The organism is Terrisporobacter mayombei (assembly GCF_020748465.1).
GTDB lineage: Bacteria > Bacillota > Clostridia > Peptostreptococcales > Peptostreptococcaceae > Terrisporobacter > Terrisporobacter mayombei.
The window spans coordinates 42,983-55,735 of the sequence record NZ_JAHZMP010000005.1; the positions used below are offsets into that span (position 1 = coordinate 42,983).

The window sequence follows — 12,753 nt, forward strand, 5'->3', positions numbered from 1 at the left end:
CACCATTTCTTTTTATATTAATTAATTAAATTTTATATTTATATTAGTCAGCTAATCTCTTATAGCTATCTAATCTATCTTTAGCAGATTCTTCAGCCATTGTGAATAATTGTTCTGCTTCATCTGGGAATTGTTTAGCTATAGCAGAGTATCTTACTTGTTTCATTAAGAAATCTCTGAAGCTTTCTGTTGGCTCTTTAGAGTCAAGTGAGAATGGATTCTTACCTTCAGCTCTAAGAGTTGGGTTATGTCTGTATAAATGCCAGTATCCAGCTTTAACAGCTTGTTCTTCGTTAGCTACAGTTCTTCCCATACCTTCTTTTAATCCATGAGATATACATGGAGCGTAGCATATGATTAGAGATGGTCCATCATAAGCTTCAGCTTCTACAACTGCTTTTACAAATTGGTTGTAATCAGCGCCTATAGAAGCTTGAGCAACGTATACATTACCATAACTCATAGCCATCATACCAAGGTCTTTCTTTCTAGATCTCTTACCAGCAGCAGCGAATTTAGCCATAGCAGCAACTGGAGTAGCTTTAGAAGATTGACCACCAGTATTAGAGTAAATTTCTGTATCAAATACAAGAACATTTACATTTTCTCCTGATGCAAGAACATGGTCAAGTCCACCATATCCTATATCATAAGCCCAACCATCTCCACCAAGTATCCATTGAGATCTCTTAGCTAAGTAATCTTGTCTTGATTTAACAGATTCGATTAATGCTTTAGTTTCTTCATCTTTTGGTTCAGCTTTATTTATTAATTCAACAACAGCTTTACTTGCTTTAACAGAAGCATCACTGTTATCTTTAGCATCTAACCAGTTATTGAATACTGTTGCACCTTCTTCACAACAAGGATTTGCAGCAAGTTTTTGTATATCTTCAACTAGTCTACCTCTTATTTGTTCAACAGCTAAATGTTGTCCTAATCCATACTCAGCATTATCTTCGAATAATGAGTTTGCCCAAGATGGACCTTTACCTTCGTGGTTGCAAGTATATGGAGTTGATGGAGCAGATCCTCCCCATATAGAAGAACATCCAGTAGCATTAGCTATCATCATTCTATCTCCAAATAATTGAGTTACAAGTTTGATGTATGCAGTTTCTCCACATCCTGCACAAGCTCCTGAGAATTCCATTAATGGTTGTCTAAATTGAGAACCTTTAACAGAGTTTACGTTCATTACATCACCTTTTGGAGCAACTTTGTCAGTATCTACTGAATAAGCCCAGTTTTCAACTTCTACGTCTTGAGTATCGAAAGGTTCCATAACTAAAGCTTTTTCTTTAGCTGGACATACGTCAGCACAGTTTCCACATCCTGTACAGTCCATTGGAGATACTTGTATTCTATATTGTAATCCTTCAAGTCCTTTACCTATAGCTTTTTTAGTTTTGAATGCCTCTGGAGCATTAGCTAATTCTTCTTCTGTTACAAGAACTGGTCTTATACAAGCATGAGGACATATGAATGAACATCTATTACATTGTATACAGTTTTCTGTAATCCATTCTGGAACATTTACAGCTATACCACGTTTTTCATAAGCAGCAGTACCACATGGGAATGTACCATCTTCGTATCCTAAGAATGTACTTACTGGTAAATCATTACCTTTTTGTCCACTCATTGGTCTTAATATATCTTTTATGAATGCTGGTTCTTCACAAGTTGTTGCTGCTTCATCAGTAGCATTTGCCCAAGAAGCTGGAACATTAACTTTAACTAGTGAATTTATACCTGCATCAACAGCTTGATAGTTCATGTTAACTACTTTTTCACCTTTTTTACCATAAGCCTTTACTATAGAATCCTTTAGATATTTAACAGCATCATCAACTGGTATTATATCAGCTAATTTAAAGAATGCAGATTGACATATCATGTTTATTCTATTTCCAAGACCTATTTCTTGACCTATTTTAACAGCATTTATTGTATAGAATTCTATTTCATTTTCTGCTATATATTTTTTCATTTCTGCAGGAAGGTGCGCTTCTAATCCTTCTTGGTCCCATATAGTGTTAAGTACGAATGTACCACCTTTTTTTAGTCCTTGTAGTAAATCATATTTGTAAACATATGATTGGTTATGACAAGCTATATAATCAGATTCATCTAAAAGATATGTAGATCTGATTGGAGTATCACCAAATCTTAAGTGAGACATTGTTATACCACCAGATTTTTTAGAATCATAGTCGAAGTATGCTTGAGCATATTTATCAGTGTGGTCACCGATTATTTTTATTGCTTGTTTGTTAGCACCAACAGTACCGTCTGATCCTAGTCCCCAGAATTTACATCTAACTGTTCCTTGAGATTTTATTTTAATTGGTTCAGCTTTAGGTAAAGATGTATTTGTTACATCATCTACTATACCTATAGTAAATCCAGTTCTAGGTTCTTCTATGTTTAAGTTTTCAAATACTGCATGTAAATCAGTTGGAGTTGTATCTTTTGATCCAAGTCCGTATCTTCCACCTACTACTAATGGAGATATATCAGATTTAGCAAGTACATTTACTACGTCTAAGTATAATGGCTCACCTGGAGCACCTGGCTCTTTAGTTCTATCAAGTACACATACTCTTTCAACAGTACTTGGCATTGCTGCTAAGAAATGTTCAGCTGAGAATGGTCTGAATAAGTGAACTTTTATCATACCAAGTTTTTCACCTTTAGCATTTAAGTAATCTATAGTTTCTTCTAAAGCTTCTGTAACAGAACCCATAGCAACAACTACATGTTTAGCATCTTCTGCTCCATAGTAATCAAATAAGCTATGTTTTCTTCCTGTTATTTCGCTCATTCTTGCCATATTTTTTTCAACTATTCCTACTATATCATTATAGTATTTATTAGAAACTTCTCTTGTTTGGAAGTATATATCAGGGTTTTGAGCTGTACCCCTAGTTACAGGATGATTTGGAGATAAAGCTTTATCTCTAAATGCTTGAACAGCATCTTTGTCTAATAATTGCTCGTAATCTTCATTTTCCATTAATTCAACTTTTTGAATTTCATGTGAAGTTCTGAATCCATCAAAGAAATGTATAAATGGTAATGAACCTTCTACTGCAGACATATGTGCAACTGGCGCTATATCAGCAACTTCTTGAACTGAACCAGAAGCAAGCATAACAACACCTGTTTGTCTTGCAGCCATAACGTCCTGATGATCTCCAAATATTGATAATGCTTGAGCAGCTAGTGCACGAGCAGTAACATGGAATACACCTGGTAATAATTCACCAGCACATTTATACATATTTGGTATCATTAATAATAAACCTTGAGAAGCAGTAAATGTTGAAGTTAAAGCTCCAGCTTGTAATGAACCGTGGAATGCTCCAGCAGCTCCTGCTTCAGATTGCATTTCAACAACTCTTACTTTTTGTCCAAAGACATTTTTTCTCCCTTGAGATGACCATTCATCAACTAATTCAGCCATAGTTGAAGATGGTGTTATTGGATATATAGCAGCAACTTCTGTAAATGCGTAAGCAACATGAGCAGCAGCTGTATTTCCATCAACTGTTTTCATAAATTTAGCCATTTTATGTTTCCTCCTTAATTTTACCCTAAATACTATACAATTTATATTTGTATGTTTATAAAACTATTAATTGCGTCATTGCTATAAGTGCTAGTCTGTTTTATAAAACATTGTTTACATTTATTAACAATATTCTGCATAATAATTTAAAGTCCTTCATAATTCTGACAATTTTTAAAATTCAAACAAAAAAATAATTTTTAATACAAAATTATTTTTTTAAAGTCACATTTAATACATTACCCATAAAATAACAAATCAAATCACATTAACTTCTATTGGTTAAAATTTCCTAATAACATGCTTTTAGCTTTATTTAATTATTGTCATATCTCTTTAATGTTTTGTTAATTAGATAAATTCTAACTAGTAGTTTTAATATCCTATGGTATCTGTTTTTTCTCCAGTAGCTATAGATATAGAAGCACTAGCTCCTATTCTAGATGCACCAGCATCTATAACTTTTATAGCATCTTCTGTAGTTCTAACACCGCCAGATGCTTTAACACCAATATTTGGTCCAACTACATCTCTCATTAATTTTATATCTTCAGGAGTTGATCCGCCAGTTCCAAATCCAGTTGATGTTTTTACATAATCTGCTCCAGCTTTAACTGATAATTCACATGCTATTTTCTTTTCATCATCAGTTAAATAGCAAGTTTCTATTATTACTTTTACTAATGCTTCTTTATTAGCTGAATCTACTACTGCTTTGATATCTTTATAAACAAGATCATAGTTTTTATCTTTTAATGCACCTATATTTATAACCATATCTACTTCATGAGCACCTTTTGCTATAGCATCTTTCGTTTCGAAAGCTTTTACTTCACTAGTATTTGCACCTAAAGGGAAGCCTATTACTGTGCAAACTTTTACTTTACTTCCTTCTAGTTCTTTCTTAGCAAGTTCTATATGTGTTGGGTTTATGCAAACTGAAAAGAATCCATGTTCTTTAGCTTCTTTACAAACCTTTATGACATCTTCCTTACTTGAAAAAGCTTTTAGTACTGTGTGATCAATCATATTGGCAATATTTTGTTTCATTATTATAACTCCTTTATATTATGTAATATTTCCTATATACATCGTAAATATGTATTCTTCTATTTATGATGTAATCTGCTGTTAATAAATATACTTTCATTAATATGTTAGCACATATAATTCTTTTTTTAAAGAAGAGTTTCCTTTATTTTCATAATTATATTTACATATAATTATTTTTTTTCTTTAAAAAAGAAAGTATGTTTTTCACAATGAATGAAAATAAAGTATTTTTGAGTAAAATGAAATTATTTGTTTAATTATTTACCCTGTAAAAATATTTTACAGGGTAAATATAAGAACACTCAATTTAATTTTAACAACTATTCATTTCACTTAGTTTGAACATTTTTATATGTAAATATTTTATAAAAATAAAATTTTATTTTTATTTCATAAAAAAAAGATATGTATAAAAATACATACCTTTTTCATTTTTAATATTCGATAATTATTTAACTAATTCTACTAATTCTCCGTTTTTAACTCCTGCAGCATTTCCTTCTTCTAAATCAACGTGCATTTCTAATGCGAAAGCAGCATTAGCTCTAACTAATACATTGTTGAATAAAAGTGCTCTTTCTCCTTCAGTTTGAACTGAAACTATATCTTTATCTTTAACTCCGAATTTTTCAGCATCTTCTAAGCTCATATGTATGTGTCTAGAAGCTACGATAACTCCTCTTCCTAATTCAACTTCACCTTTTGGTCCTACTAATTTACATCCTGGAGTTCCTTCAACATCTCCTGATTGTCTAACTGGAACAGCTAAACCTAATCCTCTAGCATCTGCTAAAGATACTTCTACTTGAGATTCTGGTCTTGTTGGTCCTAAAACTCTCATTTTAGTTGATCCTTTAGGTCCAACTACTTCTACCATTTCTTCACAAGCGTATTGTCCTGGTTGAGATAAATCTTTTTTATGAGTTAATTCGTATCCTGCTCCGAATAAAGCTTCAACATCAGCTTGGCTTAAATGTATATGTTTATTTGATAATGCTATTTGTAATTTCATGAAATATAACCTCCCAAAAATTTTCTTGTATATAATTATTTCTAATTACTATCTGCAATTCAATTATACATAAATTTCTATGTAAAATCAAACCATAATGATTATTTTGATAATTTCTTCAGCAAATTAAAGTAACCTGGAAAAGAAATATCAATGCATTTGTCACTATCTAGAATGACTTTATTGTTGCTAATTAAATTTGCAATGGAAAATGACATGGCTATTCTATGGTCATTAAAGGTTTGTATTTTACCACCTTGTAAATGAGTTTTTCCTTTTATTATCATTCCATCTTCTAGCTCAATAGCTTTAGCTCCTATTAAGTTTAGATTATTCACAACAGATTTTATTCTATTACTTTCTTTTATCTTCAATTCTGATGCATCTTTTATAATAGTATCTCCTTCTGCTCTAGTTGCTAAAACTGCAATTATTGGAATTTCATCTATTAATTTTGGAATCAACTCTTTATCTATGGTAGTACCTATTAAATGAGGACTATATTTTACTAAAATATTTCCAACTTTTTCACCACAAATTTCCTCTTCATCTATTATTTCAATGTTTCCATTCATTTTTTTTATCACTTCTATAATTCCCACTCTTGTATCGTTTAAACCTACATTTTTTATTAATACTTCTGAGTTTTCACTTATTAAAGCTCCTACCATTATAAATGCGGCCGAAGATATGTCTCCTGGTACATAAATATCTTTATTAAATAATTCCTCCACAGGATTTATTTTTATTTCTAAGTTATTTACTTCAATATCTGCTCCAAAAGATTTAAGCATTATTTCTGTATGATTTCTACTTCTCATTTTTTCATGAATAAAACTTGTATTATCTCCGTATAAACTTGCTAAGATTAATGATGATTTTACTTGTGCCGATGATACGGGCATATGATAATCTATATGAGTTAAATTTCCACCTTCCACAGTTATAGGTATTAAGTTTGCATCATCTCTTCCACTTATAATAGCTCCCATTTTTTTTAGTGGATCTGTAACTCTTTTCATAGGTCTTTTTCCTATAGACTCATCTCCTATAATTGTAGTTTTAAAGTCTTGTCCTGCAAGAATTCCCATCATAAGTCTTATTGCTGTACCTGAATTTCCCACATCTAAAAACAATTTATCTTCAAATGATTTTAATCCTTTTAGACCATTTCCACTTACATATACTTCATTATTATTTATTTCAATATCCACACCCATTTTTCTAAAGCAATTTACTGTAGACAAGCAATCTTGCCCCATAAGAAAGTTGCTTATTTTATTTTTCCCTTTCGAAATGGAAGAAAACATAATTGCTCTATGTGATATGGATTTGTCTCCAATTAACTCAAAACTTCCCTTAAGCATTATTGCACTCCTTTATTACTTTTAGAATAAGTTCTTCTTCTATATTGTCAAATACTTCAACCCTTCCTCCACCTACTGGAAGAACAAGGTTTATTTTAAAGAAACTATTTTTTTTATCATTTTTCATTATATTAAATACTTCATTAATATTTTCATATTCAAAAGTAGTAGGTAAATTAAATTTTTCACATACATTTATAAATTGATTGTAGTATTCTTTATTTATTAGATCTTTTTCAATAGACAATTTAAATGCCATATTCATTCCAATAGAAACAGCTTTACCATGACTTATATGACATAATTTTTCTATTCCATGTCCAAAAGTATGCCCAAGATTTAGTATTTTTCTAAGACTTCCTTCTTTTTCATCCTTATCTACCACATTTCCTTTAACTTGTGCACAAATTTTTACCATTTTTAACAATGTTGAAGTTTTTCTATCTAAAATATCTTCGCTATTTTCTAATAAAAAATTTAAAAAGTCCATCTTTTCTTCACAAATATTATCTTCTATAAAAGCATATTTTATTACTTCGCCCATGCCACTTAAATATTCTTCTTCTGGTAAAGTTTTTAATGCTTCCACATTTATATATGTAATCTTAGGTTGGTGAAAAGCGCCTATTATGTTTTTACTATTACTTAGATTTATTCCCGTTTTTCCTCCTATGGAAGAATCTACTTGAGAAAGTAATGTAGTTGGTATTTGTACCACATCTATCCCCCTCATGTATGTTGCTGCTACAAAACCGCCTAAATCTCCAACTACTCCTCCTCCTAAAGCTATTACTAAAGATTTTCTACTAAGATTTACTTTTATACAATAGTTCATTATTCTTTCGTAATCTTCTATGGATTTTGAATCTTCACCAGGGTTTACTATGTATTCATAAACATACTTTCCCTTTAAGTGCTTCATCATTTCATGCAGTTGAGTATTGTATGTATTGTAATCACACATTACAAAATAAGCATCATAAATTTTATTTAATTTTTCTATAGACTCCACATTACAGGCTTCACATAGACTTTTTTGAAAATTTCTATATCCCTCATCAACATATATTTTACAGGTATTATTGATTATTTTTTCCATCCTCTATCACCTAACCTTTTTATATAAGAATTATAATTACTTTTTAAATCTTCTAAGGAGTCTCCCCCTATTTTATCTAAGAAAAATTTACAAATTACAAAAGCCACAACATTTTCACATACTATGGAACAAGCAGGCACTGCACACGAATCTGAACGCTCAACACTGGCTTTATATTTTTCCAATGTATTTATATTTATAGTGTCTAGAGGTTTGTATAAAGTTGGTATAGGCTTCATTGCACATCTTATGATTATTTCATCTCCCGTTGTCATTCCGCCTTCTATTCCACCCAAATTATTGCTCTTTCTTATTATACCGTCTTCTTCATTGTATAATATTTCATCCATAACTTTTGACCCCATAAGTGAAGATGATTCAAACCCCAATCCTATTTCCACACCTTTTATTGCTTGTGTTCCCATCAAATGCATAGCTAAATGTGCATCTATTTTTTTATCAAAATGAGTATAAGACCCAAGACCTGGTATTAAGTTTTTTACTCTAACTTCTATTATTCCACCTAGAGTATCTCCTTCTTTTTTACACTCATCTATTTTCCTTTTTATTTTTTCTTCTAAATCTTCATTTACACACCTTATTTCACTATTATCCACACTATCTTTAATATAGTTAAAGTCATAAATTTTGTCATCTTTTATTTGTCCAATTTGTACCACATGAGATACAAACTCTATGTTAAAATTTTTAAGAACTTGTTTACAAATAGCTCCTACACCTACCCTTGATGCAGTTTCTCTTGCTGAAGATCTTTCTAATACATTTCTAGCATCATCAAAATCATATTTTAAACAACCTACTAAATCAGCATGTCCTGGCCTTACATTTTCCACTATTTTTCCTTGTTCATCTACTTCCTCCATAGGAGACATATATTTTGTCCAGTTTTCAAAATCCTTATTTTTTATTTCAAAAGAAATTGGAGCTCCAATAGTTTTCTTTCCTCTAACTCCTCCTATTATATTAATTCTATCCTTTTCTATTTTCATTCTACCACCACGGCCATATCCACCTTGGCGTTTTCTTAGTTCTTCATTTATTTCTTCTATATTAAGTTCTATATTTGATGGTATCCCATCAATAATAGTTATTAAGCTTTGTCCGTGAGATTCTCCACTTGTTAAATATCTAAGCATATTGTTCTCCTTATCTTTTTTACTTATTTTATTAGTTTATCAAAATAAATCAAAAAAAGACATATTAGTTTTACATAAAAAAGACTAGCTATTAGACATAATCTTATAGCTAGTCTCTTATATTCTTACTTTTAATGCAAATAAAATAGTTATCACAACAAGATTAAGTGAAATCCCACTGTAATAACTATTATATAATAACGTTATTAATAAAAATTTACGTTTATTTTTTAGCAAATAATTAAACTAGGTTAATAGTTTCACCATTGTTAAGATTTAAACAAGTTTCAGGTTCATCATCTATTTTAGCTATTTTAAATTTACATGCAATTAAAATTAATGATACTATTGGATTTATGATGTTTAATAATGCATATGGAGCATATACAAATGCTGATACCCCTAGTGTTCCAGCTATATAAGCGCCACATGTATTCCATGGTACCAATGGAGAACTCAATGTTCCACTATCTTCCAACGCCCTTGATAGCATTTTAGGGTGTATACCTCTTTTTTCATATTCTTTACTATACATTCTTCCTGGTATAACAATAGACAAGTATTGTTCACCTGCGATAGCATTTGTAAAGAAACATGTTATCATTGTACAAAATACTGTTCCAAATACACCTTTTGCAAATCTTAATAAAGATGAAGCAACTACTTCAAGCATACCTGTTTTCTCTAATATACCGCCAAGAGATAATGCACATATTGTCATAGATACTGTAGACATCATATTCATAAGCCCACCTTTAGATAATAAATCATCTACTATTGCTACCCCAGTCTGGGACATATAGCCATTTTGAGCTGATTCTAATATGACACCTATTGATTGTCCTTGTAAGAATATTGCAAACAATATACCTGTTACAGCTCCTACCAATAATCCTGGTATGGCCGGAACTTTAAATACAACAAGACCTATTACTATTACAGGTGCTAATAATAATACTGGCGATAATGTGTTAAAAGAAGATAACAATGTGGATCTAATTAATTCAATTTGACTCACATCTAAAGCTTGTCCTGAATATTTCATTCCAATTATACCATATATTACTAAACAAATTATTAGTGATGGTATAGTAGAATAAAGCATATATTTTATATGTGTAAATAAATCTGTTCCTGCCATTGCTGGAGCTAAGTTAGTCGTATCAGATAGTGGTGATATTTTATCTCCAAAATAAGCACCCGATATTATAGATCCAACAACTAGTCCAATAGGAATACCTAAACTTTGACCTATACCTAAAAGTGCCACACCAACTGTACCCATTGTACTCCAAGATGATCCTGTTGCAAGAGATACAACAGCACACACTAAAACTGCTGCTACTAAAAATATGTTTGGCGATAAAATTTTTAAACCCCAATAAATCATACATGGGACTACTCCACTAACTATCCAAGTCCCTATTAGTATACCTATTATCATAATAATTAATATAGCTTGCATAGCCATCTTAATACTATCAAACATACTTGTTTCAAGGTCTTTCCACTTGAATCCCAGTCTATAGACACCTACAATTCCTGCCACTGCTGTAGCGCCTACTAATGGAACATGAGGTGATGCTCCATACATAAATATTCCCACACCTAAAAATAACATCAAAGCTATAATTGGTATCATCGCTTCAAATAGAGTTGCTTTCCTTCCACTTTGTTCCTTCATGAAATATTTCCCTCCTATTTTTAAATAACTTAACCCTACTATTTATTACTTTCAATACATATCTACTTATTCAATATTAATTTATACAAGTCTGTTGATATCGTTTTTCTAACTCTAATTTTTGCTTCCAAAAAATTTCTATACGGAATTTAAAATCAGCCTTTTAATAAATTAGTTATTGTTTTGTATACCAATATAGGGGCAACTTTAAAACTATACTCTTTTTCTATACGTTCAGTAAATTTATGAGCATCCTTTCCGAAACTTCCTATGTCTAATACAGGTAAATCAAGTTTTTGCATATCTTCCAATGGTAAATGATACTTACTTCCAAAACCAGGCATATTATTTTTCAATGCGCTTATTATTTTGGGGTCTTGCGGAGCTGCTCCATAGCTCAAATCACTAATATATGGGAAAAATTTCTTATACACAATTTTATATTTAGTCTTTGTATCATCTACTGCTTTTTTAACTGCATCTAATAAATCTTTTTCTTTTTCATTTTTTCCTTCTATATATATATGAGGATAATATGGTGGTGTAAAATATACAACTACTACAGGATTTTTATCTGACCACAAGCTATGCAGTTCCTCAACCATTTTTAAAGAAAAGTCCCTTTGATCTATTGAATTATCCCTTAACATTTCCTGTTCAAAAATTTGCATATGGTTTTTTGCTTTTTCTCCCATTTCTTCTATTACTTTATCATATAGTTCTGTATAAGTAAGTACCTTTGATTTAAAAGATAATTCTTTATATTCTCTTTTGCTCATTTGTGTAAATCTTCTGTATTGATTATTTAAACTATCTATAACATTTTGAAAAGCTTCATCTGCTGCATTTTTCATTTTTAGGAGTACTTCATCTGGTGTGCTACTATGAGTTGCATAATTGAAGAATAACGTAGCTGTTTTAGCTATTTGTACTGAGTACTCTGGTTTTAGATCTCTTTGTTTTAAAGATATAGGAGGAAGAGACACTTCTCCTTCTACTTCATCACAAAAATCCACATTTAAATTTATTTTTTTTAGTATTTCTGATGATATACTATTTGGATCTATTCCTTTAAAAGATTCTCCTACATGTGTTTCTTTTCCTACTATGTAGAAGGATGGCATTAGCTTTCCTACTGTACCTATATATACGTATTTATTTTCATCACCTTCATACTCTGATGTCATATAGTCAGTATCTAAAAGAGCCAAGTATTCCAACCCTTCTTCTTCCTTTATTTTTACCAATTCAGGTATACAAGAAAGCATTCCTCCAGAATTTCCTTCTTCGTCACATACTGCACAGAAGATTAAATTCCCCTCAAAATCTTCAAGATTTTTTGATATTTTCTCCATAACCGCCATTATTATGGCATCACCAGTTTTCATATCAAATAATCCTCTTCCAAAGAGATAATCCCCAGATTCTAAATCTTTTTTAGCTTCTTCTGGAATACTTACTTGCTTAAACATTTCTGTTAATTCATAAGGCTTATTTGCATATTCCTTTAAGTTTCCATAATCAGATATACCTACTGTATCCGTATGACCTATCATTATGACTGTATTATTGCTATTTCCTTTTTTTCCTCTCAACATTGCCATTACTGATTTTCTTTTCCACGGATCATTAGGCACATCTACAAACCTTAGATCATTAGGATTTTGTTTATAATAATCCATTTCACTAAATATTTCATACACTTTATTTACAGAACCAATTTCTCCTGTTGTTTCAACAACACTTAATTGCTCAGTTAATGAGATTGCAATTTCTTCTATCCTTTTTGATATATCTAATTCCATTT

At 30.8% G+C, this 12,753-nt stretch carries 8 protein-coding genes; all 8 read right to left on the minus strand.

Annotation, left to right across the window (positions count from 1 at the left end; translation table 11 throughout):
• Positions 1-43: 43 nt before the first annotated feature.
• Positions 44-3,574, minus strand: coding sequence for a pyruvate:ferredoxin (flavodoxin) oxidoreductase (nifJ, locus tag K0039_RS15205; RefSeq protein WP_228105924.1), 3,531 nt, complete (start codon positions 3,572-3,574; stop codon positions 44-46).
• A gap of 375 nt (positions 3,575-3,949) precedes the next feature.
• Positions 3,950-4,624 (minus strand): deoxyribose-phosphate aldolase, encoded by a 675-nt coding sequence (gene deoC / locus K0039_RS15210; protein ID WP_265589500.1) that lies wholly within the window; start codon positions 4,622-4,624, stop codon positions 3,950-3,952.
• A 451-nt stretch (positions 4,625-5,075) separates the two neighbouring features.
• Positions 5,076-5,639 (minus strand): phosphate propanoyltransferase, encoded by a 564-nt coding sequence (gene pduL / locus K0039_RS15215; RefSeq protein ID WP_228105925.1) that lies wholly within the window; start codon positions 5,637-5,639, stop codon positions 5,076-5,078.
• A gap of 101 nt (positions 5,640-5,740) precedes the next feature.
• Complete coding sequence (gene aroA, locus K0039_RS15220) at positions 5,741-7,006, minus strand: 3-phosphoshikimate 1-carboxyvinyltransferase (protein ID WP_228105926.1); 1,266 nt, start codon at positions 7,004-7,006, stop codon at positions 5,741-5,743.
• Positions 6,999-8,105, minus strand: coding sequence for a 3-dehydroquinate synthase (aroB, locus tag K0039_RS15225; RefSeq protein WP_228105927.1), 1,107 nt, complete (start codon positions 8,103-8,105; stop codon positions 6,999-7,001). The genes aroA and aroB overlap by 8 nt, the downstream gene beginning before the upstream one ends.
• Positions 8,093-9,262 carry a chorismate synthase gene (gene aroC / locus K0039_RS15230; RefSeq protein ID WP_228105928.1) on the minus strand — a complete coding sequence of 390 codons (1,170 nt, stop codon included), beginning with the start codon at positions 9,260-9,262 and terminating at the stop codon, positions 8,093-8,095. Before aroC ends, aroB begins: the two co-directional genes overlap by 13 nt.
• A gap of 241 nt (positions 9,263-9,503) precedes the next feature.
• Complete coding sequence (gene nhaC / locus K0039_RS15235) at positions 9,504-10,946, minus strand: Na+/H+ antiporter NhaC (RefSeq protein ID WP_228105929.1); 1,443 nt, start codon at positions 10,944-10,946, stop codon at positions 9,504-9,506.
• A gap of 155 nt (positions 10,947-11,101) precedes the next feature.
• The gene (locus tag K0039_RS15240; protein WP_228105930.1) at positions 11,102-12,751 is read right to left on the minus strand and encodes a M20/M25/M40 family metallo-hydrolase; all 1,650 of its coding nucleotides are present in this window, start codon (positions 12,749-12,751) and stop codon (positions 11,102-11,104) included.
• Positions 12,752-12,753: the final 2 nt, after the last annotated feature.

Excerpts from the sequence above, each read along its gene's own strand:
- nifJ (WP_228105924.1), bottom strand. The coding sequence starts at position 3,574 with ATGGCTAAATTTATGAAAACAGTTGATGGAAATACAGCTGCTGCTCAT.
- deoC (WP_265589500.1), bottom strand. The coding sequence starts at position 4,624 with ATGAAACAAAATATTGCCAATATGATTGATCACACAGTACTAAAAGCT.
- K0039_RS15240 (WP_228105930.1), bottom strand. The coding sequence starts at position 12,751 with ATGGAATTAGATATATCAAAAAGGATAGAAGAAATTGCAATCTCATTA.
- aroB (WP_228105927.1), bottom strand. The coding sequence starts at position 8,105 with ATGGAAAAAATAATCAATAATACCTGTAAAATATATGTTGATGAGGGA.
- aroA (WP_228105926.1), bottom strand. The coding sequence starts at position 7,006 with ATGCTTAAGGGAAGTTTTGAGTTAATTGGAGACAAATCCATATCACAT.
- nhaC (WP_228105929.1), bottom strand. The coding sequence starts at position 10,946 with ATGAAGGAACAAAGTGGAAGGAAAGCAACTCTATTTGAAGCGATGATA.
- pduL (WP_228105925.1), bottom strand. The coding sequence starts at position 5,639 with ATGAAATTACAAATAGCATTATCAAATAAACATATACATTTAAGCCAA.
- aroC (WP_228105928.1), bottom strand. The coding sequence starts at position 9,262 with ATGCTTAGATATTTAACAAGTGGAGAATCTCACGGACAAAGCTTAATA.